At 51.6% G+C, this 25,287-nt stretch carries 12 protein-coding genes; 8 read left to right on the top strand and 4 right to left on the bottom strand.

Annotated features, from left to right (window positions below; translation table 11 throughout):
• Positions 1-12: 12 nt before the first annotated feature.
• The 8 genes from BFP72_RS12960 to BFP72_RS12930 all read left to right on the top strand — a co-directional run bounded on the left by BFP72_RS12960 (position 13) and on the right by BFP72_RS12930 (position 18,749).
• The gene (locus BFP72_RS12960) at positions 13-1,617 is read left to right on the top strand and encodes a RagB/SusD family nutrient uptake outer membrane protein (RefSeq protein WP_158233401.1); all 1,605 of its coding nucleotides are present in this window, start codon (positions 13-15) and stop codon (positions 1,615-1,617) included.
• 267 nt (positions 1,618-1,884) lie between these two features.
• Positions 1,885-3,108 carry a glycoside hydrolase family 71/99-like protein gene (locus tag BFP72_RS12955; RefSeq protein WP_099599536.1) on the top strand — a complete coding sequence of 408 codons (1,224 nt, stop codon included), beginning with the start codon at positions 1,885-1,887 and terminating at the stop codon, positions 3,106-3,108.
• Positions 3,109-3,116: 8 nt separating this feature from the next.
• Complete coding sequence (locus BFP72_RS12950; protein ID WP_099599535.1) at positions 3,117-5,201, top strand: glycoside hydrolase family 97 protein; 2,085 nt, start codon at positions 3,117-3,119, stop codon at positions 5,199-5,201.
• A gap of 220 nt (positions 5,202-5,421) precedes the next feature.
• A complete protein-coding gene (locus tag BFP72_RS12945) occupies positions 5,422-13,035 on the top strand; it encodes an Ig-like domain-containing protein (RefSeq protein WP_158233400.1) in 7,614 nt (2,537 codons plus the stop codon).
• Between the two features lie 1,190 nt (positions 13,036-14,225).
• Entirely contained in the window at positions 14,226-16,097 is a 1,872-nt protein-coding gene (locus tag BFP72_RS12940) for a carbamoyltransferase (protein WP_099599533.1), read from the top strand.
• A 14-nt stretch (positions 16,098-16,111) separates the two neighbouring features.
• Entirely contained in the window at positions 16,112-18,151 is a 2,040-nt protein-coding gene (locus BFP72_RS12935; protein WP_099599532.1) for an SGNH/GDSL hydrolase family protein, read from the top strand.
• An 84-nt stretch (positions 18,152-18,235) separates the two neighbouring features.
• Positions 18,236-18,385 carry a DUF5989 family protein gene (locus BFP72_RS19285; protein WP_185123729.1) on the top strand — a complete coding sequence of 50 codons (150 nt, stop codon included), beginning with the start codon at positions 18,236-18,238 and terminating at the stop codon, positions 18,383-18,385.
• Positions 18,386-18,389: 4 nt separating this feature from the next.
• The gene (locus tag BFP72_RS12930; protein ID WP_099599531.1) at positions 18,390-18,749 is read left to right on the top strand and encodes an SxtJ family membrane protein; all 360 of its coding nucleotides are present in this window, start codon (positions 18,390-18,392) and stop codon (positions 18,747-18,749) included.
• Positions 18,750-18,754: 5 nt separating this feature from the next.
• Here the strand turns inward: BFP72_RS12930 and BFP72_RS12925 are convergent, their stop codons facing one another.
• The 4 genes from BFP72_RS12925 to BFP72_RS12910 form a co-directional block, all read right to left on the bottom strand.
• Positions 18,755-20,242, bottom strand: a complete 1,488-nt coding sequence (locus BFP72_RS12925) for a glycosyl hydrolase (RefSeq protein ID WP_099599530.1) — start codon at positions 20,240-20,242, stop codon at positions 18,755-18,757.
• Positions 20,243-20,477: 235 nt separating this feature from the next.
• Positions 20,478-22,826: a glycoside hydrolase family 3 N-terminal domain-containing protein gene (locus BFP72_RS12920; RefSeq protein ID WP_255397215.1), complete on the bottom strand. Its 2,349-nt coding sequence runs from the start codon at positions 22,824-22,826 to the stop codon at positions 20,478-20,480.
• An 11-nt stretch (positions 22,827-22,837) separates the two neighbouring features.
• Positions 22,838-23,698 (bottom strand): glycoside hydrolase family 16 protein, encoded by an 861-nt coding sequence (locus BFP72_RS12915; protein ID WP_255397214.1) that lies wholly within the window; start codon positions 23,696-23,698, stop codon positions 22,838-22,840.
• A gap of 58 nt (positions 23,699-23,756) precedes the next feature.
• A complete protein-coding gene (locus BFP72_RS12910) occupies positions 23,757-25,271 on the bottom strand; it encodes a RagB/SusD family nutrient uptake outer membrane protein (RefSeq protein ID WP_099599529.1) in 1,515 nt (504 codons plus the stop codon).
• Positions 25,272-25,287 lie beyond the last annotated feature (16 nt).

Below are 25,287 nucleotides of genomic sequence, written 5' to 3'. Positions count from 1 at the left end.
AAAGCATTTGAGATGATAAGAATAAGCAAAAAAATAGCAGTTGTAACGCTCTCCCTCGGAAGTCTATTCGCGTGTACCGATTTGGACCCCAAGATCAAGGAGTTTACAACGGGTGAAGAGTACTTGCAAGAGTCTGCGGAGGCTTTGCAAGAGGACTTTTCGTTGATAGATAACTTTGTAGAACCCATCTATTCGTCACTCTATCAGTGGAATGGTGAGCGGAATATCTACGCACTCACCGAAGCATCCAGCGACGAGATGGTCACTCCTACACGAGGGACAGATTGGTATGATAACGGCATCTGGGTAGCCATGCATGAGCACAAGTGGACTCCAGAGATTTCAATCATAGCCAACGGGTGGAACGACATCTCCTCTGGCGTAGCTAGATGCTATGAGGTATACATCAACCTCACCAATATGTCCGCGGAGGATCCCAATTTTCGAGCAGATCTGGAGCCTTACCTGGCCGAAGTACGCGTGATGCGTGCCTACTACATGTGGCAGTACATTGACATGTTTGGCGTGTTGCCATTTTTGGATGACAACCTCAATCCTGACGTGCTCAATCGTCAAGACGGGACGGCGTTTATCATCGAAGAGCTCGAAGAAGCCATACCGATGATGAAGAAGAAAAGTGAGCTACCGTATGGAAGAGCATGCAAGCAAACGGCTCAGGCTTTGTTGGCGAAAGTGTACCTCAACCGCTTCATCTACGAAGACAGAGCGGCCACAGCTGACGACATGGATCAGGTGATTGCGCACTGTGATGCCGTGATCAATACAGGCGAGTACAGCCTCGGGTCAGATTACTTCAGCATGTTTGATAGTGACAATGAGAGCAGTCCAGAGACCCTACTGACGCTTCAAAACAGCGGAGAAGTAGGTCGAGGTTTTGACTCACAAGCGCACACTTTCATGACGCTTCACTATACGCAGTCTGTCAACAACGGCCAACCATGGAACGGGATGTGCGTACCTCCGACGTTCTTTTACAAATGGGACACCGATGGCAATCCAAACAACGGGGTGCAGACCACGGATTCTCGTTTTCAGGACGATCGCTATTTCGACGAGACAGGTCTTCACTTGGGCTTTTTGTTTGGCCAGCAGGTCGATCGTGACGGAGCGAATCTAGAGGATAGAGTGGGCAACCCACTCGTGTTTACCCCAGAGATTGATGCCATCACAGCTGCAGGAGAGGCACAGGGTGTACGGGTGGTCAAGTGGGCACCCGATGAGACAGCGGCGATCCCACAGTGGATGAACAATGACGTGGCATTGATTCGATATGCCGATGTGATCCTGATGAAGGGCGAGGCACTTTGGAGAAAAGGTGACGATGCAGGTGCAATGACCCTCATCAACCAAGTGAAAACAGCTAGAGGAGCGGCCAATATCACGTCGATCGCGGCGAGTGGCCAAGAGATCTTGGATGAGAGAGGGTTTGAGTTCTATTGGGAAGGACACAGACGTACGGATTTGATTCGCTTTGACGTGTTCACCAAAGGGACTTGGTGGGCCAAAGAAGTAAGCGATGAGTACCGCAAGATCTATCCTATCCCAGTGACGGCTCTATCGGCCAATGAAAATTTAGTTCAAAACCCAGGATACTAAGGGGATTGACCCAGCCAAAATTAAGGTAGTCTTTTGATTTAGAATAGAGTGCTGCTGGTCCGAGTGATCAGTGACCAGTAGCACTGTTTGGATCAGGGATTGTCGAGAGATGAGACATGTCCCTTGCGCGCAAGTGCAATTAAAGAAGTAGTAGCTGTGGGGGCTACCACACCAGAGGAACTAGTTTTTTGACATGTATTCTCTGTTTGATCATCAGGTTGATTGTCAAGATTCTAGTACTCTGGCTTTAAAAAACATAGAAGAAGAATGAAGCAAATATATCTAATAGCATTTGTCTTGTTGTGGGGGGTGTCCTGTGACGATGAGGGCAACGGAGACGGTGGCTTGGTCCTGCCTCCTGGAGGAGTAGAGGAGCTTGCTCCCAAAGGCGTCTCCAAGACCAACGATATGCCGGTCTATATGCACTATATGCCGTGGTTCGAAGCACCGGGGCCTTATGCGGACACTTGGGGCATCCATTGGAAAATGTCCCAAAGCAATCCAGAGATCATCGATAATCAAGGCCAACGGCAAATTGCCTCCCATTACTACCCGATGATTGGACCCTATGACTCACGGGACCCTGACGTGATCAATTACCATCTTCTACTCATGAAGTACGCAGGAGTCGACGGGGTGTTGATCAACTGGTATGGAGAGAAAGGGACCAATGGAGACATTGGTAGTTTGCTCGAAAGTTCCAACGCCATCGTCGACCGTATGGAGCAGACAGGGATGGAGTTTGGCGTAGTGCTCGAAGATCGATTTGCTGGCAGCAAGGAAGACACCAAAGCCAACATGGCTTATCTCAACACCAATTATTACGGCCACAAGCAATACATACATATCGATAATCGTCCCCTGACTCTTTTGTTTGGGCCGATTACATTCAATACTCCTACGACATGGGAAGAGATTCTGAATGCCTCGTCCGCAGACGAGTTGTTTTTGCCGCTATGGCATACCATCGGCAAGGTAGGCAAGGACAATGCAGCAGGCGAATATGCCTGGGTCTATGCAGATGGAGTCTCTGGACTGAGCAGCTTCTACAACGACACCAAAGACATCGGGATGAGAGTAGGTGGAGCCTATCCCGGGTTTAAGGATTACTACGAGGAGGGGGGATGGGACCCCATTGGGTGGGAATTGGAGGTGTCGACACAAACCCTCCAGTCGACACTGGATTTGGCGGACAATCACAGCAGCGAGTTGGACTTCTTGCAGCTCATCACCTGGAACGATTTCGGGGAAGGTACCATGATAGAACCTACAGTGGAGTTTGGGTTCAAGTTTTTGGTCGAAATACAAAACTACACGGGTGTGTCCTATGACGAAGCAGAATTACAACTGGTCTATGACTGGTATCTACTTACACAAAATGACCAATACGCCAACGACAAAGAAGCCCAAGACGACATAAAGCAGGCCTTTTATTACCTGGTGGCTCTGGAAGTGGACAAGGCCACAGAAATAATATCGAATTACAAATAAGGAAGATCATGAGAGTAAGAAATTTAGGAGAGGCAAAGCAACTCATATTTGTGGGTTTGATAGGTCTACTCAGTGCATGTGGGGGACTGGAGCAGACTTCCCAGTCCAAAGAGTTTGTGCGTTCGCCGGACGGCAATATTGAAGTAGAATTCTGTGTAGAAGACGGCGTGCCGATGTATGCTATGCAGTACAAAGGCAAGACTGTCGTCGAAAAATCTAGACTTGGTTTTGAGTTCCAACAGATGGATCCGCTAGGAGATCACATGGAAGTCAGCGAGGTGAACAAATCGTCTGCCAGCGACAGTTGGGAGACGGTCTGGGGTGAGCGACGCTTGGTTACCAATGCCTACAACGAACTCGAAGTAGCCCTACAAGATCAAAACGACCAACGCAAGATGACGCTCTTCTTCAAGGTCTTTGACGATGGGTTGGGCTTTCGCTATGCGATACCAAAACAAGACAACATCGACAGTGTACGGATCATGGCCGAGCGGACAGAGTTCAATTTCAACCAAAATCATTCGGTATGGTTCCAAGCCTGTGATACCGCCGAGCAGACCTGGGAAAACGGGTACAATACCTACGAGAGACTGTACCAAAACAAACCGATGAGCGAACTCTCCTTGCTCATGCATACGCCGGTGACCTTTGTGGCTCCTGATGGCAACTACCTCAGTATCCATGAGGCCAATTTGACCGATTACGCTTCGATGGTTTTGGCGAAGAGAGGAGACAACCAACTGCAGGCTGATCTGGTGCCTTGGCCTGATGGCGTCAAGGTCAAAACGGTGGCACCTATGGTGACGCCTTGGCGGATGATCCAAGTCAGTGACCAACTTGCAGGACTGGTGGAGTCCGATATGATCCTCAACCTCAACGAACCCAACCAACTCACCGATCTATCGTGGGTCCAGCCGATGAAGTATATCGGGATCTGGTGGGAGATGCACCTCAACAAGTCCACTTGGGAGTACGGCCCTAATCATGGAGCCAATACGGAGAACACCAAAAAGTATATCGATTTTGCCGCGGACAATGGCTTTGGTGGGGTACTCGTAGAAGGCTGGAATCCCGGATGGGATGTCTGGACGACCAAGCCAAACTTTAGCTTCACCGAGGCATATCCTGATTTTGATTTGCCATGGCTGGCGGCTTACGCCCAAAAGAAGGGGGTCAACCTCATCGGTCATCACGAGACCAGCGCCGATGCGGTGGCTTATGAGAAGCAAATGCCCGATGCCTTCAAACTCTACCGTGACAATGGCATGCATGCCGTCAAGACAGGCTATGTCGGCTATGTCAAGCCCGAGGGGCAAAACCACCACGGGCAGTGGATGGTCAATCACTACCGTAGAGTCGTCCAACTCGCCGCACAAAACCAAGTCTGCGTCGTGGCGCATGAGCCGATCAAACCCACAGGGATTCGTCGTACCTATCCTAACATGCTGAGTCGCGAGGCGATGCGTGGCATGGAATACAATGCTTGGAGCACAGGTAATCCTCCCGATCATACGACGATCTTGCCGTTTACCATGCTGCTTGCTGGGCCCTTGGATTATACACCAGGGATTTTCCAGACTGACTTGGACGCTTTCCGCAAAGGAAACAGTACACACAGTACCCTGGCCAATCAATTGGCTCTCTATGTGACGATCTATAGCCCTGTGCAGATGGCAGCCGATCTCCCCGAGCATTACAAAAACAACCCGGCGTTTCAGTTCATTCAAGATGTGGTGACCGACTGGGAGGATTCCAAATTGCTGGACGGTCAGATCGGAGACTATGTCGCGATGGCGAGAAAATCCCGCACCAGCGAGGAATGGTTTGTTGGAGCCGTGACGGACGAAAATGCTAGAGAACTAAGTGTCAAACTGGATTTTCTAGATCCTGGGCAAAAGTATGTAGCGGAGATTTATGCCGACGCGGAGGACGCGCACTACGTCACCAATCCGATGGCGGTCAGTATCGACAGTTATCAAGTGGATCATACCGACGAACTCAAGATGAAACTGGCTGCTGGAGGTGGCCAAGCGATACGGTTCAGATTGGCAGAAGAGAAAGACAGTGCGTTGAAGCAATTGGCTTCACTCTAAAAACATGCTTAGGTTTTGCAAGAGGGGGGCAGTGCTTTTTTTGTCTCTCCTCTTGTTTTCTAGGCTATGAATGTCAGATACGTCTATCGAACGGATCGTTTTTGAACTTTAAACTATTTCACTTTACAACTTTAAACCAACAAGTATTTTCCCCCACACTCCCCACGCCTTTGATGCGAGTGCATCAGAGTATTTTTTTCCATTTTTTACTAACATGACTATGAAAGACGAATGTTTACAAAAGTGGCGAAGGAGTGCAGTATCGAGAATAGTAGGGCTAGTATGCCTCACGCTATTGTCTTTTGGCGCTTACGCCCAAAGTGATGGGCTCCCCCGAGGAGCGTATCAGATGCCTTATACAAGGTATGAATCAGAAGAAGCCTCCTATGGCGGAGGTTCTACGCTTCACCAGGCCCATGATTTTGATCAAAACAAAATGGCCTCCGAAGCATCCAACCAAGAGTACGTCGGACTACCGTCCAACGGCGCTTACGTGCAGTTTGCCATGACCGAGACTGGTCGAGGTGTCACCATGCGATTTACCATGCCAGACAACGAATCCACAGGCGAAGGCCACAACGGTTCGCTGGATGTCTATGTCAACGGCAGCTTTGCGCAGACGGTGGATTTGACCTCACGCTATGCGTGGCAGTATTTCCGCAAGGGCGAAGACAAGTGCTACCAAATCAAAGCAGGGACGGACAAGACCCGCATGCGCTTTGACGAAGTACACTTCCTGCTCAGCAGCAATGTCAACCCCGGAGATGTCATCCGCATCCAAAAAGGAAATGGAGATAGCTTCGAATACGGGGTAGACTTCATCGAAGTGGAGCCAGTGGATGCACCCAAACCGGCACCTGCCAATTCCCTATCCGTAGTGGATTTTGGGGCGACGGGCAACGATACCACGGATGACTTGGCAGCCTTCCATGCTTGTCTCGATGCAGCAGATGCAGCAGGGCAGAACGTCTACATCCCTGCGGGAAAATATTACCTCAGTGCCAAGTTGAACTTCAACGTCAACAACCTCATCTTTCAAGGTGCGGGGATGTGGCACACGGAGCTTTTCTTCTCGACGGATTTGCAGTTTAGTGGCGGGATCTATGCCCGTGCCAGCAATGTCGTGATTTCGGATTTCTTCCTCCATACGATCAACAACGACCGATGGAATTACGAAGAGCCGTTTCCAGAGGGAAGCATCGGCGAGTACAAGACCTACAAAGGCTTCATGGGAACCTATGGGAGCAACTCGACCTTCGAAAATATCTGGGTGGAGCACTTCGAATGCGGCGCCTGGATCGCTGGATACGATGCACCACTGCCTGTGGATATCACCGATCACCTGACGATGAAAAAGATGCGTATTCGCAACAACTATGCGGATGGTGTCAACTTCTGTCAAGGTACCAACAACTCCGTCGTAGAGCACTCCAGTGTACGAAACAATGGAGATGACGGATTGGCCGTATGGCCCAACAACGCCATTGGCGTCAATACGCCAGGTTCGAACAATACCTTCCGATACAACACCATCGAAAACCAGTGGAGAGCAGGCGGTACGGCTTTGTTTGGTGCGAGTGGACACAGCGTGCACCACAGCATCTACAAAGACGGATTTGCCAGTTCGGCTATCCGTCTGACGACTGATTTCAGTGGATACAAGTTCGACATCAATACAGGGATCAATATCTATGAAAACACGATCATCCACTTTGGTACGAGCGATGACCTGTGGGACTGTGAGCGCGGAGCGATTGAGCTCAACGCCACCAACGGCGGAATCAGAAATGTGACCTTCGAAAACATCGACATCATCGAGTCTCAGCGCCATGCGATCCAGATTGGTAGCGGCGGTGGATACGACAATGTCGAGTTTCACAACATCAATGTAAACGGTACAGGGCATGATGATCAAACCCAGTCTTGTTTTGCTGTGCCGCTCGAAGGTGCTGCGATTTTCGCGTATGCGACAGGAGGGACCGTAGACTTCTACGATTTGTCTTACTCCAATGTAGAGCTGGATCCAGCCGTATACAAGACGAGCCAAGGCTTGAACCTCAACCTCGTGACGGAAGGACCTATCTCTGTCAACGGCGTGGATCTCGAAGAAGGTCCCGTGGATTTGCTCGTCGGGCAGAGCGCAGACCTCATGCCGTCGATCTCTCCGAGCAACGCTACCAACAAGGCCGTGACTTGGAGTTCGTCCAATCCAGCCGTAGCGACCGTAGATGCCAACACCCAGTCGATCATGGGGCTAGCCACAGGGAGCACAGTAATCACCGTGACGACTGACGATGGAGGGCACACTGATCAAGTGACCGTCAACGTCACCGCAGCGGTCAACATCGAAGCAACGGATGCGGATGCCGCAGAGAGTGGTGACGCAGGGGAGTTCACGATTTCGATCTCGGACATTTCTCAAAACATCAGCGTAGGATACACCGTGTCGGGTACTGCTACATCGGGTAGCGACTACTCTGCGACTCCTTCGCTCAGCGGTACGGTGACTTTGTCTCCATCCAACCCTGCACAGACGATATCGATCGCTGCGATCGACGATTCGGAGTTCGAGGGGAACGAGACGGTGACCTTGACACTACAGGCAGGATCTGGCTACCAACTTGGCGGGACAACTGCCGCGACGATCACGATCTCGGACAACGAGAACCCTCCATGTACGGGAGCAGTGATTGGCTTGACTGCCAGTGCACCTGCCAATGATGCCAATATCGAAGCGTCATGGAACGAGGTACCGATCACATCCATTGCCAATGCCAATGTAGGTTCGCTACCGGGCGACTATGCGGGACAGTGGAGAGCGATGTACGACGAGCAGGCGCTTTATGTCTTGGTCGAAGTGCAAGACAGTGATCTCAACAACGACTCAGGATCAGAGTGGTGGAACGACGATGTGGTCAACGTATTCATCGATGGCAACAACAGCAAAGGCAACAGCTACGACGGGATCAATGATTTTCAGTTGGGCTACCGATGGAACGATGCGACGGTTCACCTAGGCGGAAACTCCGTGCAGAATGCAAGCGGTGTGACACACACGATGTTTGCGACGGCAGGAGGCTACACCTTGAAAACCGCGATCCCTTGGTCTACCATTGGCGTCACGCCAAATGTAGGACAGCAAATCGGGATCGATATCGCCGTGGATGACGATGACAATGGCGGGACGCGCGAAGCGCAGATGTCGAGTTTTGCGACGACTGAGATGGGATGGGCACAGCCTGCACTATTTGGTTCCGTGTACTTGACGACTTGTGCAGAGATCGTACCGACTACACCGATCATCACCAGTCCACTGTCGATCACGCGAAAAGACGGAGAAGCCATCAACTACAAGATCACTGCATCGCACTTTCCTGATACCTACAGTGCCACAGATTTGCCAGCAGGCATCACGCTCAATACGAGCACGGGGCAGTTGAGCGGGACATTGACGGGCGTAGGTACGACCAGTGTGACGATCTCTGCATCCAACTCGGCAGGGTCAGATACTGAGACCTTGGAGATCATCGTCAACCCCGAACCAGCCACTGGCGTGACGCTTTCTGCTACGACAGTCAACCTGACCATACCCAATACGCAGCAGTTGACCGCTACGATCGCGCCAGCAGGTGCGACGAATCAAAACGTGGCTTGGTCGACAAGTGACGCAGCAATCGCTACCGTAGATGCCAGTGGGCTAGTCACGGCGGTCGCTTCTGGGTCAGCGACGATCACAGCAACGACAGCCGATGGCGGACACACTGCGACAGCTGCAGTGACGGTCGTCGCTCCAGGCGAAATGCCTCCAGTAGCCAATCCAGGCGGTAGCCAATCCGTGGTGTTGCCGAGCAACAGCGCGACACTGGACGGATCAGCGAGTAGCGATCCCGACGGCACGATTGTCGCCTATGCTTGGGCGCAAACGAGTGGCCCGAACACGGCAAGCCTAAGTGGCGCGTCTACGGCGATCTTGTCCGTGAGCAACTTGATCGAGGGCTTGTACATATTCGAACTGACCGTGACCGATGATAACGGCATCTCTGCATCAGAAACAGCCAGCATCAACGTCACGGCACAGCCTGTGATCCCTGCGGATAGAGGATACTACGATGCACCCTATACACGCTTCGAATCAGAAGCAGGAAATATAGGTGGCGGAGCAGCGGTCAACGGTCCGACTTATGACATGGCACTGTTGGCTTCTGAGGCGACAGATAGACAATTTGTGAGCCTGTCAGGGGCAGGTAGCTACGTAGAGTGGACGATGACTGGTTCTTCTTGGGACGGTTTGACACTGCGCTATTCCATTCCTGACAACACAAGCGGTACGTTGGCACTCTATGTCAACGGATCGAAAGTGCGTGACATTGCTTTGAGCTCGTATTGGGCGTGGCAGTATTTTGACATCTCGCCATCGACGCAGGGCGTTCCTGCCAATCAGGCGCAAGGGCCCAACTACGAAGCACGCATGCGATTTGACGAACTGCATTTCATCCTAGACCAAGCGGTCAATGCGGGTGATGTGATCCGTCTGCAGAAGGACAGCAACGATGGCGTAGCGTATGGGGTTGATTTCATTGAGATGGAAACAGTACCTGCAGCGATACCCGCTCCGGCAGGGTACCTCAACGTCATGGACTATGGTGCGACACCAAATGACGAGACCAATGATGCCTATGCCTTCAGACAGGCGTTGGATATTGCCAATGGCGATCCGAGTATTCAGGGGATTTACATTCCAGCAGGACGCTTTATCAACGGCCAAGGCAATGGCTCTCCTAGCGGAAATCTCTTTGTCGCCAATGACGGGTTGGCCATCCAAGGCGCAGGGATGTGGCACACGGAGTTGTATTTTTCTACCACAGCTCAAAACGGCGCAGGCTTCCTTTTCGATGCGAACAACATCCAGTTGAGCGACCTGTACATGAACAGTGCCACCAACTCCCGTACCGCGGGCAACAAAGCCATCAACGGCAGCTTGGGGTCCAACTCTACCATCACCAACGTGTGGGCGGAGCATTTTGAGACGGGATTCTGGATCAGCTCGATGAACAACGGCGGATGGAACATCACCGATGGACTCGTCGTGAGCAACTGCCGTATCAGAAACGTGTACGCCGATGGTGTCAACCTCGCCAAAGGAACCTCCAACACGGTGATCGAGCACACCAGTTTCCGAAACTGTATCGATGATGCCATGGCGACTTGGTCGGTCAACTACCTAGAGTCTGTACCATCGAGTGCGAGTCAAGGCAATATTTTCCGCTACAGCACTGTGGAAAACAACTTGAGAGCAGCGGGATTGGGATTCTTTGGCGGACACAGCCACGAGGCGCATCACTTGTTGATCAAGGATGGTTTCGCCGGGCCAGGTATTCGATTAAACACCCAGTTTCCTGCCTTCCCATTTGGAGCGGATGCGTCACAGTCCATCGATATATATGACGTGACTGTGATCGGTTCGGGGACGACCAAAAATATCTGGACCTACCGATTTGGTGCGATCGAATTGGAATTACCGTCTCCGACACAAGGGCAAGGATATAGTCTGCAATATGTGAATTTCTCCAACATCGATGTGATCGACTCACAGCACGATGCGGTATTCATTCACTCCTACATGGCGACTCAAAACAACTTTGTGATCGACAACATCACCTTCAACAACGTCAACATCGACGGGACAGGTGTGGCACTGGATGTCAACAACGGCCCGAACTATACAACGGGTGAAGGCGAAGACGGAGGACACGGTATCTATGTCGCCAACTTCTCCAGCAACAATACTTTCGACGGTTGGTTGGAGTTCAACGGCGGTTCGTTTGCCAACATCGCAGGCGAGGATGTCGCGTATTACAACAACAATGGCGATTTTGAAGTGCTCTTTGGAGGGACGACAGCAGTCACAGGGGTGACAGTCAACCCATCCACTGTGACCTTGGAAGCAGGAGAGACGCAGCAGCTTTCTGCGACCGTAGCACCGACAGCAGCCAGTGACAAGAACGTGACCTGGACGACCAGCGATGCAGCCATCGCTACCGTGAGCAACACCGGCGTGGTGACGGCTCATGCCGACGGGAGTGCAGTGATCACTGTGACGACCAACGACGGAGGCTTTACCGCTGCGACGCAAGTGACGGTTTCCACCGTAGTGGTCGCCGTGACGGGAGTGACTGTGTCTCCTACCTCTGTGACGATCGATGAGGGTGCCTCGCAGCAGTTGACTGCCAGCGTAGCACCTGCCAATGCCAACGACCAGAGCGTGACATGGAGCACGAGCAATGCCGCTGTAGTTACCGTCAGTGTGAGTGGTCAGGTGTACGGTGTGCGTGCAGGTACTGCGACGATCACCGTGACGACTACTGATGGAGGGTTTACTGCCACGACAGCCGTGACGGTAGAGGAGGTCATCGTACCGACTCAGTCTCCATACAGCGGTTCGCCGATCAGCTTGCCGGGTACGGTAGAGGTAGAGAACTTTGACCTAGGCGGGGAAGGCATCGCCTACCACGATACCAATGCAGCCAACGAAGGCGGACAATACCGCACGAGCGAAGGAGTGGATGTAGAAGTCGCCAGTGGCGGTGGTTACAACATCGGTTGGACGAGTGCCGGCGAATGGTTGGAATATACCGTCGATGTACAGTCTGCTGGAACCTACGATTTCGAGTTCCGCGTGGCATCTATCAATGCAGGGGGGACGTTCCATGTAGAGTTTGGTGGAGCGGACGTGACGGGAACAGTGACCAGTGCCAACACAGGCGCATGGCAAACCTGGACGAGCGTCTATGCCAACGATGTGACCTTGAGCGCAGGACAGCAGATCATGCGCATCGCTTTGGACAATCCAAACCACAACCTAGACAAGGTGATCATCACCTCAGCTGGGTCGGGTACTGTGGATGTGACAGGTGTGAGTGTGTCGCCAGCGTCAATCAGCTTGACGGCAGGAGCTACACAGCAGTTGGCGGCCAGCGTGTCTCCAGCCAATGCCAGCAACACGAGCGTGACTTGGACGACCAGTGATGCCGCCGTAGCGAGCGTCACCAACGGCGGATTGGTGACAGCTATCTCAGCAGGTACTGCGACGATCACTGCCACGACAGCAGACGGTGGATTCACTGCCACGAGCGCAGTGACGGTCACAGGTGGAGGCGGTACAGCCACAGGCTACCGCATCAAAAACGTGTGGTCCAACGACTACCTCTACGACGGAGGAGCCAACGTCAACTATGGCTCATCTCCCGTAGGCGATAGCTATGTGTGGCAGCTCGAAGATGTCGGTGGAGGCAATGTCGAGATCAAAAATGCCTCGACAGGCGAGTACATGCACATTGAGAACCTGACAGGCAGTGTACAGTCCACGACCAGAACGTCAGGATGGTACAGCTCACGCTGGGCGATCGAAGATGCAGGAAACGGCGAGAGCCGCATCCGCAACGCTTGGCAGTCGAGCCACTACATTCATGTAGAAAACTTGACAGGTTCGGCACAGCACGGTACAATCTACACCGCATGGGCGAGTGCCAAGTGGGTGCTAGAACCCGTAGGTGGCGCGCGTATCCTTGAGGACAGGGAGACAGCCTTGGCAGTGGGTCAGGTGCAGGTCTATCCCAACCCCGTCACCAACGGAAACCTCCATATCGATCTAGGACTTACGTTTGAGCAGTCCAACATTCGAGTGATGGACTTGTCCGGGCATGTGGTGTTCACCCAAACCTACAGCGATCATCAAGACATACAGATTTCCACTCGCGATTGGGTGAAAGGATTGTACTTGATACAAGTAGAAGCAGGTGGATCTACTGCGGTTAGAAAAGTGAGTATTCAGTAAATAGTTAGTTTTCATACATTCAGGAAGGGAGCACATCGTGCTCCCTTTTTTTTGCCCTAATAAGGTTTCACTTCGGAAATTCCATGGCATCATTCGGGTGAAAACAAAGGCTGGTTTGCGGTGATCCTAAATAACCTGAATTGGACGGTAGTGTAAAGTGAACTCTGTTGGGTTGTATGATTCATTCGGTTGATGATCTAAATCTAATGGTCATCTCTCCACCACATTTAATAGCTAATTGTAGTACGGTCAAGCCGCAGATTGCAACTCCATAACAGTAGGAGAGTACGCTCAACATCCCTGCCCGTACGGTAGATGAATGAAATACCGATACCGCCATGTTCTCTTTCTCAATCACCAAATAACCAACCGAATATTAGCCTGCTGCCTTGTCCAAATTCTTGCATTTTCAGCTCAAATATGACCTGCTAAAAAGAGCCCGTTTTAGACTACCTGTGTTTGCGGTTTGAACCACGTGTGTTTGACGCGCCAACCACGTGTGATTGACACGCCAACCACACGTGGTTGAGCCTCCAAAGACGTGTGGTTGAAGCTCCGATCACACGTGGTCTGAAAAATCGCCCTCAGATCCGTCTAAACGTACATTGTTGAGATTGAAAAAGATGCTAAAGCAGCGGCGCATCGCATCAGTTTTACTATTGGGAATCCCTCTGCTCTTAGCCTCCGCTAAGACCTAGAATAAAGAAGGTTGTCCACCCGTTGTTGGTGTTTTCTTTCTGTCGTGCACTGGGTCTTTTGGGGTGTACTGCGAGACTGGTTTGCTGCAGATATTGTCCTGGCGAGGAAGTGATTAATACCTCGTTTTGGCAGAGTTGTCTTTTCCAAAGTCTGAATCTTTTGAAGTCACTAAGTAGGATGATTTTGGGGAAGTTTAGGGCGGTTTCAATGCGTTTGCCTTGATTGGAATGTCTCCAATAGTCAACGGTTTAAACCTTGCGAAACTTGAAAACCGCCATCGTCCCAAATTCCCCTCTTTGTGTCCGATTATTCCACCTCTGGTTTGGTCTCTCGGGCTAACTTGAAGTTCCTCTTGCTGTCGCATACAGAAGCTCCTCTGGGGCTATGGTTGAGAGATGGAGGGCGAGCGAAAAAGAGATTTGAAAGACGAAACAAGAACCGAAGCATGATCCGCCAATAGTGTAGGAGGGAGCTTGCTTTGGGACCCGACGATGGATACTTACATACTTGGCATATCTTGCTATTACCATGATTCGGCCGCTGCGATTCTCCGCAATGGGGAGATTATAGCGGCGGCACAGGAAGAGCGATTTTCACGCATCAAGCACGACGCAGCGTTTCCGAAATCCGCGGTGGCCTATTGTCTCTCAGAGGCGGGCGTCTCCCTGGACGATCTGACCGCTGTGGTGTTTTACGACAAGCCGTTGTTGAAATTCGAGCGACTACTCGAAACCTACTATACCCATGTCCCGAGGGGTTTGGGGTCTTTCCTCAAAGCCATGCCGGTCTGGATCAAACAAAAGATTTTTCTCAAACGAGAAATCAAAAAGGAACTAAAGGAGGTTCAAGCCTATGCTCCCAAGCAATTGAAATTGCTCTTTACCGAGCATCACTTGTCGCATGCCGCCAGCAGTTACTACCCGTCTGGTTTTGAGCAAGCAGCCGTCTTGACGATTGATGGAGTGGGAGAGTGGACTACCGCGTCGATTGGTCTAGGTCGAGGCAAGCAGCTGTCCGTACTCAAGGAACTGCACTTTCCTCATTCGGTGGGTTTGCTGTACTCGGCATTTACATATTTTTTGGGTTTCAAAGTCAACTCGGGAGAGTACAAGCTCATGGGGTTGGCACCCTATGGTGACCCGAATGATCCACAGACGGGGCGGTTCGTCGCGGCGATCCAAGAGACGCTGGTCGATATCCGGGTCGATGGATCGATACATCTCAACCAAAGCTATTTCGACTATGCGGTCGGGCTTCGGATGGTGAAGCAAAAGAAATGGGAGGCGCTGTTTGGGATGGCGCTGCGTCACCCCGAGCAGGAGATGACCCAGGGGCATTGCAATTTGGCCTATGCCATACAGGCTGTCACCGAAGAGATCGTCCTACGACTGGCTCAGGAAGCCAAGCGCCTGACAGGCATGACGCGGCTCTGTCTCTCGGGTGGTGTGGCGCTCAACTGCGTCGCAAACGGGAAACTGGAGGCCGCAGGTGTGTTTGATGAGATCTATGTCCAGCCTGCGTCGGGAGATGCGGGAGGAGCACTGGGAGCTGCACTGGCGGCACACTTTCTCTATCTGGACGGGGCATATCCTGTATCTACGTCGGGAGGAGATGGGATGCGGGGCGCATACCTCGGCCCACAGGTTGATACCAAGGCATGGGGCGCATGGATGCGAAAACAGGGGGTAGTGTCACGGATTTTCACAGAGCGGAGTGACTTGGTCGCTCGAGTGGCGGCTTTGCTGGCAGAGGGACAGGTGATCGGATGGTTTCAAGGACGGATGGAATTTGGTCCTCGCGCATTGGGCAACCGGAGCATCCTCGGTGATCCACGCAACCCCGAGATGCAGAAGCGTATCAACCTGAAGATCAAATACAGAGAGAGCTTTCGGCCTTTTGCACCAGCGATATTGGAGGAGGATGCCTCAGAATATTTCGACATGCAGCGGAGCTCTCCCTACATGCTCAAGGTATACCCCGTGGCAGAGGAATGGCGCTGTCCGCTGCCTGCGCACTACGCTGCGATGAACATGCGAAACAAACTCTATCAGAGGCGTTCCCAGTGGCAGGCCATCACACATGTGGATATGTCGGCGAGGGTGCAGACGGTGAGTGCTACGACCAACCCTGTTTTTTGGGAGCTCATTTCAGCGTTCAAAGCGCAGACGGGGTGTCCGATGCTCATCAATACGAGTTTCAATGTCCGTGGCGAACCCATCGTGTGTACGGCCGAAGACGCATACCGGTGTTTCATGCGTACAGAGATGGATTATCTGGTGATTGAGGATTGCTTGTTTAGCAAAGTCGATCAACCGAAGTGGGATGTGAAGGACGCGTGGCAACAAGAGTTTTTATTGGATTAAGTAGAACAAGATAAATGAATAGGAAAGAGAGAGCCCACCCAAAGAAGAAAGCACCATTGGTCTTTTATGTGATTGCAGGGATGATTCCGATACTGTTTTTTGTGTGTTTGGAAGTGGGCTTGCGTGTGGCGGATTATGGCCGGGACTACCGTTTGTTTCATGAACCCCGCGGAGGAGTGCCTGGGATGCTCTACCTCAATCCCGCAAGGAGTTACAAGTATTTTGGACAGTTAGAAGGTGCCGTGTTTTTCCATGGGATTGGTTTTGCCAAAGAAAAATCACCGAGCACCTATCGGGTGTTTGTGCTCGGAGGGAGTAGTGCGCAGGGGTTTCCTTACGCACAGAATGCCTCGTTTCCAAGTCATCTGCGTCGTAGGCTACAGCACAGCTATCCAGAGCGAGACATAGAGGTCGTCAATTTGGCCGCCAGTGCCATCAATAGCTATACACTGCTTGACATCCTGCCCGAAGTACTGGAGCAGGCCCCAGATGCCCTGCTGATCTATGCCGGTCACAACGAGTACTACGGTGCGTTAGGCCCTGCTTCGTCCCGGTCCTTTGGGACACATCGCTATTTCGTCAAGACGCTGTTGGCGCTCAAGGAGTACCGATTGTTCCAAGCGCTTGAACACACTGTAGCGCGTCTGAGCCCGAGCCGAGGCGATGCGGCCAACCTGATGGAGGATATGATCGGGGAGAGCGCTATTGCTACAGGTACGGACATCTATCAGGCGGGAATAGATCAGTTCGAAGGCAACCTAAAGGATATCCTGTCGACCATCGAGTCGTCCGGTGTGCCTGTACTGGTAGGTACTTTGTCCAGCAACCTGCGGGGACATGCACCCTTCAAATCCAAGGAGCGAAACACACAGGGCTTGACGGCCAAGCAATGCCATGACAAGGCGAATCGATTGGTGGCACGTGGGCAGGTGACAGCTGCCAAGGAGTACTATGTAGCTGCCAAGGAACTGGACGGCTTGCGGTTTCGGGCACCCGAGCGGATCAATGAAATCATCCGAGCAGTGACGGCAGACTATCAGGTGCCTTTGGTGGATATAGATTCCTTGTTCAATGCCGTCTCTCCGTATCAGATCGTGGGGGATAATCTGATGTGTGATCATCTCCATCCCAACATGGAGGGGTATTATCTGATGGGGCGGGCCTACCATGAGAGGATGTTGGCGCTTGGCATGCTCCCCGTGTCCGAAGAGCCACAGACTGATCAGACGGACGAAGAGCTACTGGCTGCCATGCCTTTCACCAAGCTCGATTCGTTGCAGGCCAAGTTGACACTGGTCAACCTGTTGGGCAACTACCCCTATGTGCCCAAGGGAGCACCCAATCCGCTGCTAGAGACGATCACCATCGAGGACTATGTGGACAAGATCGGAGCAGTACGCAATGTGGATTCGGCACGTGTACTCGTGGCGGGTCATCACTGGGAATCTGGAGATACGGCGGCTTTTGTGCGAGAGATTCGAGTATTGGCGAGTTATTTTCCGAGCAAGGAACAGCCCTATCTTCGTGCTCTGTCCTACCTCGAGCACCAGGGGTACCTGCAGGAAGCCTACCCATACTTGCTTGGTGTGCTGGAGACACAGCCTGTCAATGCCTCTCGACTCAAGATGCAGGCGAAAGGGCATGTGTATGGGGCTGATTTTGCCAGAGCGGCAGTGATTTTGCGCCAAGCCATCGAAAAGAGAAATCAGGACATAGACCTACATCGTGACTTAGGCTATGCATACCTCATGCTCGGGCAACATGCGGAAGCTGAGACGGAGTACAGCCGGGTGATTGCACTGGATCCAGGAGATCTGGAGGCTCGACATCAGCGGGGTGTCGCGCGCTTCGAGCTCAAGGATTATGAGGGCACGATCGAGGATTTCAATGAGGTGATTGCCAAGCAGGAGGGACAAGTTTCTTTGCCATACTTCATTCGAGGCTATGCTTTTTACGGTGCGGGAGATGAGGCGGCAGCTTGTCTGGACTGGAAGCAGGCTGCACAGTATGGGCATCAGGATGCCCATAAGCTAGGCATGCAATTTTGTAATTGATGAGATTAAACAACTAGGGAGCTGAAAGTACCAAGGCTACAATCACCTCTTGTGACCAATGAACAGACATAAAATGATATCGATATGGAATTTGTAACAGACTTGTGGAATTTTTTGAGGGAGCGGAAGGCCTGGTGGCTGGCGCCCATTGTGTTGGTTCTCCTCTTGTTGGGAGTGATGATCGTGATCGGTGGTGGTTCGGCCTTGGCGCCTTTTATCTATTCTATCTTCTGATCTGATGAGACTACAGGACAAAGCGTACGAAAGCCTCTTGGTGATCACGGTAGGGTTGGTGGTACTGCATCTATGGCTGGGGCACGAAGCGCTGCTCTATGCCTCGGTGGCAGTCGGAGGGCTAGGGCTCGTCTCTGCTCGCTTGCGGTGGTGGATCGTGTACCTCTGGGGACAGTTGGCTCTCGGCTTGGGCTATGTCAACAGTCGTGTATTGCTCACAGTGGTGTTTTATATGATGCTTGTACCCATCGCGCTATTGCGCAGATGGATGACCCGACAGTCGTCGAAAACGGAGAAGCCTTCGTCCTATTTTCAGGAGAGGACTCATGTCTATTCCGCCAAGGACTTCATCAATCCATGGTAGGCGTATCAGTATAGAATTGAGATTTTCAGTTGTGTGCTAGGGGCTGTGGAGTTTTGGATGTGAAGCAGGTAGATGCCAGGGGAGAGGTGCGCCAGATCCAAGGACAGTGTGCCCGTGCTTGTGTAGACGACATGGCCCGATAGGTCCCGCACGGTGACTTGCTGGATGTCATTGATCCCTTCGATGGTCACTTGCCCTTGTGTGGGGTTGGGATAGAGACGAACCCCAGAGGGGACAGGGGTCGAAAGGATCGGGTCAGGTTCGGCTCCTATGCCGATGAAGTTGAGGTTGAACCCCGCCGTAGTAGCGACCAACCGAAGGGTATGTGTGCCTTCGTTCAAGTCCATGCTGTTGTCTATGGTGGTCCAGTTGTCCCATCCACCGCTGTTGGGGAGCGCTTGGGTGAGGACCTGTATTCCATCAATGAGTAGCTGGAACTGTGCTGCTTGCGTAGACGCAAAGCGGAAGTATAGGTCATAGTTTTGGCTCTCGGAGACGTTGATTTTGTACTCTAGCCAATCTCCCGCATCGATGTATCCGACACTTTTGTCTCCATAGCTGTCGCTGGTTTTTTCGAGGGATATGCCTTCCATGTAGTTGTAGTCCTCGGCATAGATGACAGCCGGGATATCCACGACTTTGTTGACGTCACGGATGACAGGGTCAGAGACGTAGATGTCTCCTAGGGAAGTGAGCTGGCCGTTTGCTCCGAGGAGGTCGATGTAGGGGTAGCTGGTGATGCCACCACTTGTGCGGCCGATAAACCACGCATAGCGGAACACCGAGGGGTTGTTGTCCAGGAATTCTAAGGCTGACTCCATGAAGGCTTCTTGGTCTTCTACGCTGTTGACAACTCCATTTTCTTCCCATCCAGCAAATTCGGTGAGCCAGAGGGGTTGGTTGTATTTTTCGAATAGTCCGACGAACCACTCCAAAGCTCCGATGGTGTTGACGTAGGTATGTGCGGCGATGTAGTCTACACGACAATCTACACAAGCCGCAAAAAAGTCATCGAGATAGCGTACGGGGTCTGTGTAGGTTTCTCCGTCGGTACCTTCGATGGCGACACAGTCTCCACAGTAGTTGACGGCTGGACCGACGATGAGCAGGTCAAAGTCATCGGCAATGGCCTCCAGTTGAGGCCAGGCTGCTGCTACTTCTGCAGGCGTCATGTTGGCTTGCTCTAGGAAGTTGGGTTCGTTGAAGGCCAAGAGGTACTTGACCTCTGGGTGGCTGTTCAGGTAGTGGCGGAGTTTGTCTTCGTCGTACTGACCGTTCCATGTCATGGGGACAAACTCAAACCCGTATTGGGCATAGCTGTCCGCTACGGTGCTTTCAGGTGTCTCGGACCAGTTGTACCACCAGGTGACATTGGGAGAGAGGGCTGCCAGGTCTTGGGGGCTGTGGTAGCCATAGGCCATGCCTCGTTTTTGTGCCAAAACTAGGCTCGATAGACCGAGGAGTAGGAGCGTTAAGAGTACGGTGTTTTTCATGGCACGCCTGGTGTTAATCTCTGTGAAGATAAAACTACCTCAAGGTATCTAATGATTTCACCCTCTACTGAGAAACGTTCAAAATTTGAGGCAGTTTATGGTTTTTGGAGCCGAATAGGCTGTAGGGTTCGTTTTCCCGAAAGGGACACCAATCTGGTCGTCTCAGTGCATGACTACCGAGACGACCTTCATGATTATTACTAAATATTACTAATTTATGCTGTTACTAATAGCATCATAGTATCCGATCGACTTGACCGAATGTCTTGGTTTCGGTGACGTTTAGTTTTGCACTTTGGTCTCCGATTTTGATTTCGAAATCTCCTTTTTCCACGACCCAGTTGAGGTCTTGGCCGACGAAAGCCAAATCTCTCCCTGTGAGGGTGAAGGAAATTGTTTTTGATTCTCCAGCTTTCAGGGATACTTTGTCAAATCTCCTGAGTCGGTTGAGGTCTGGAGAGATGGATGCATAGAGGTCCGAAGAGTAGAGCTGGACGACTTCTTTGCCTTCTCTGTCTCCCGTGTTGGTGAGTTTGACACTGACGGTCAGCTCATCGGTTGCATTGATGGAAGATGCGCTGAGCTGGAGGTCGCTGTAGGCGAATGTCGTGTAACTCAGCCCAAATCCAAAGGGGAATTGTACGGCAAAATCTGATTCATAGTCATACATTCCTTCCATTTTGTCCTGCTCCTCCGAGGGTTTGTGGTCGTAGGTCACCAGGGTATTGGTATACATCGGGTAGGTGTAGGGTAGTTTGCCACTCGGGTTGACCTTGCCAAAGAGAATGTCTGCCAAGGCGTCTCCTCCGAAGTTGCCCGGGAGGTAGGTCTGTATGATGGCGTGGCTGAGTCCTGCGATGTCTCTGATGATGCGCGGGCGCCCTTCGTTGAGTACGAGTATGATCGGTTTGCCAGTCTTAGAGAGGGCTTTGGCCAAATCAATTTGATTGCTCGACAGAGTCAACTCGTGCAAGTCACCTGGTTTTTCTGTGTAGCTGTTTTCGCCGACACACAGGACGATATAGTCTGCGTCAGTGGCGGCCTTGACCGCTGCGTCGATGTTGACGTTTTCTTGCCAGTATTGTGCTTTCTCGTTGTAGGATACTCCTGCGGCATAGGATGTTGATTCTTTGCCGTTGACGTTTTGGAGGGCTTCCAAGATCGTGTTGAACTCTTGCGCAAATTCCTCTACTTTTTCGCCTTGCCACGAATAGGTCCATCCGCCATTGAGGCTTCTCATGCTGTTGGCGTTGGGACCAGCGACGAGGATTTTAGCTCCTTTTTTTAGTGGGAGTATGTAGTCCTTGTTTTTGAGTAGTGTGATGGCTTCTGCTGCTGCGAGATATGATTCGTCAGCGAACTCTTGGCTGCCAAATTTGGGGTAGTCCTTGTAGTGAGTGACTGAAGTTTCGAATAGTCCTAGTTTGACTTTGAGCGTCAGGATACGTCGTACCGCATCGTCGATTCTCTCCATGGATACCTCTCCCTCCTTGACGAGCTCGACCAGGTCCGTACAAAAATCCATGCTGTAGGGGATCATGGCCATGTCTATCCCTGCATTGATGGCGAGTTTGGTGGCTTCTTTGGCTGTCTCGGCGACCTTGTCACGTTTGTACAAGTTGTCGATATCGGCCCAGTCGGTCACTGCTACACCTTCGAATCCTAGCTCCTGCTTGAGCAGTCGTGTCAGGATGTCATAGCTGGCATGTACAGGAGTGCCGTTGATGAGCCCCGAATTGATCATGACCGTATGTGCGCCTGCGTCGATAGCTGCTGCAAATGCCGGTATGTGTCTTTCTCTGAGTTCAATTTCAGGGATGTATGCGGGCGTACGGTCTTTTCCCGAAAGGGGAACCGAATAGCCCAAGAAGTGCTTCAGACAAGAAGCGACATGTAGTGGGTTGCCCACGTCGTTGTTTTCGCCTTCATATCCTTTGATCATTTGCTCGCCGAGCTGAGAGGTCAAGTAGACGTCCTCACCGAATCCTTCCCAGATGCGTGGAAACCGTGGATCGCGTCCCATATCCAGTACGGGAGAGAAGGTCCACGGAATGGCCGAAGCACGAGTCTCGTAGGCACATATCTCTGCGCCCTTGCGGACGAGCGCGCGGTTGAATGTCGCCGCTTGGGCGATCTCCTGAGGAAACATGGTCGCACCTGCCGTGTAGGTCGTGCCATGTATGGCATCTATGCCATAGATCACAGGGATTTTGAGCCTGGACTGGTTGATGGCGATGTCTTGGATCTGGCTGATGATCTCCTGCCATTTTTCGGGGGTGCGTGCTCTGTTGTTGGCGGTGTTGAGGATCGAACCGACGTGGTGTTCAAGGAGGGCTTCTTTGACGAGCGCTTCGTCGAGTTCCAAAGGCTCGTAGCTCGAAAATACATCGTCCCCTTTGGTGATCACGTCGAGGGTGAGCTGGGCCATTTGTCCAACTTTTTCTTCGAGCGTCATTTGGCTCAGTAGTGCTTCTACTTGATCGTTTTTGATGCTTTTAGTTTCTTTTTCACTCGGTGGAGTGCAAGCAAACCCAAGGGTCAACAGTGTCGCTGCGACCAGAGTTTTCATGTATGTCTTCTTCATTCTCATATGATTTATTCCTCTACTTCTGTTTGTATCAATTCGTATACCCTCACATAGTCTACCTGCATGGAGGTCGGGAAGGCGGTCTCATCGACACCTTCGGCACCTCCCCAGTCGCCTCCTACGGCGAGGTTGAGTAGGATGTGGAAGGTCTCATTGAAGGGCCAGGTGGCAGAACCATTTTTTTCGTTGGGAAAATAGAAAATTTGTGCATCATCGATGAATCCGGTGATGCTCTCAGGGGTCCAGTCTACGCGGTAGGTATGAAACTCCGTGCTGACATTGGGGACGACTTTGTTTTTGCCGACTTGTGTGCCGATGCTGTGGTTGTAGGCTTCGGTGTGCACGGTGATGTGTACACGGTCTTGGTCATAGCCTACGTGTTCCATGATGTCAATTTCGCCTGATTTGGGCCAGTCACCGTAGACCCATTCGGTGGGGAGCATCCAGATAGCAGGCCAGGTGCCTCTGCCAGTAGGTAGGAGGGCGGATGCTTCGATGCGGCCGTACTTGAAGTCTGCTTTGTTTTTGCTGATGAGACGTGCAGACGAGTAGTCATTGCCTTGGGTAGGTTCTTTGATGGCCGTGATGGTCAAGACGCCATCAGCCACCGATGCATTGTTGATGTCATTGGTGTAGTACTCGAGTTCGTTGTTGCCCCATCCGTGTCCTCCGGTTTCGTGTGTCCAGTTGTCGGGGTTGGGCGCACCAGTGTAGTCAAATTCTTCGGCCCAGATTGGCGTGTCCCCAAAAGAATAGGTGTACTGTTTGGGACCTTCGTACTCTGTGTTTTTGACTGGCCCGGAATCCTCCGTGGAGCAAGCACTTAAGAGTACCCATGCTGAACTAAATATCCAACTGATCATTTTCATTAGTGTATGTTTTTGGAAAAAATGGGGCTACCTATTTCAGTAGCCCCTATTTGAGTGATTAGTAATTGTTTTGTGTTAGTCCAGCGGTTCTCACTTCGTTGATCGGAATAGGCATCAAGTCGTGTTTGCCGTCGACGTATCCCAAGGGTCCGAGCTCGGTAGCGGCCATTCCCCATCTCACGAGATCGAGGTACCTGTGTCCTTCGAAAGCCAGCTCGAGTTGTCTCTCCAGTACGATCGCGTCAAAGAGCGCTGCACCTGTAGGAGTCACTGCGGCTAGTGCAGTACCAGGTCTAGTTCTCACTTCATTGAGATAGCCTTGGGCTGCTGCTTCATCTCCATCACGGTAGTTGGCTTCAGCAGCCATCAACAGTACGTCAGCGTATCGGATGATTCTCCAGTTGGTGCCGTAGTTGAGGTCACCGACAGGTGCACCATTTTGGTTGTTGAATGAACCGTATTTTCTTTGGAAGAAACCTTCGAAATCCCACGCGTTGGGCTCCGTCCAGTTGCCGCCAGCAGCGATGAGTTCGTCATCCGATAGGATGGATACTACTCTTCTGTTGACATCACCTGCATCGATGAAAGCATCGTACATTTTTTGTGTAGGGACGTTGAATCCCCAACCTCCGAGGAGGGAGTCACCTGGAGCCATCGTATAGAAATCAGCTCTTGGTCCCATCAATTGTACATGGATGTTGCTTTCTGGGTTGTCGCCCCATGGGAAGTTGCCCCAGTCGTACTCAGCACTTGGCGAAAACGACAATTCGAAGATAGACTCACGTCCAAACTCACCCGTCGTAGCAAACACGTCCTGTACCGAATGCTCCAAGGAGTATACATTAGAATTGATTACCGCTTCGAGTTGTGTAGCGGCATCACTCCATTCTTCTTGGTACAAGTGTGCTTTGCCTAGAGCAGCTTGCGCAGTACCTTTGGAAACTCTGTATTTTTCGGCAGCAGGATATGCAGATGCCTCTGGCAATACAGCGATGGCTTCTGTCAAATCCATTTCGATCTGCGCATAGACGTCTGCTACGGGTGCACGCTCGGTGCTGGTGTAGTCCGCTGGAGCTACATCATCCAATACCAGCGGTACATCACCCCATAAGCTGACCAAGTCAAAGTAGTTCATGGCGCGGAGGGCTTTGGCCTCAGCGATGATGCGCTTCTGCAAGTCTGTATCGCCAGGGAGTTTGTTGATGACCTTGTTGGCACGATAGATCGTGTAGTAGAGCATCTTCCATACATCCTGTATTTTGTCGTTTTGAGCATCGATCTTGAAGTCGTCTAGGTTTTGATAACCTAGTTGATCTCCTTCGTTTGATCCACCTGCATTGCTCTCATCCGATAGCATCATTTTTACGACATACAAGCTGGCCCAGTTGGTGTAATAGTGTGCCGACATCATGTCGTAGACCGCCGTGATGGCAGAGCTTGCGTCTTCGTCATTTTGATAGAAGTCTTCTTCGGGGAATTTTCCAGGAACCTCCTGATCCAAAAAGTCTTCGCACGCAGTAGCCATGATCATCATCACCGCTACGAGTAAATATTTTATATTGAAATTTTTCATAATTCTCTTTCTTGAA

Source organism: Reichenbachiella sp. 5M10, assembly GCF_002742335.1.
Taxonomy (GTDB): Bacteria; Bacteroidota; Bacteroidia; order Cytophagales; family Cyclobacteriaceae; genus Reichenbachiella.
This window is presented reverse-complemented; position numbering and strand designations above follow the sequence as displayed.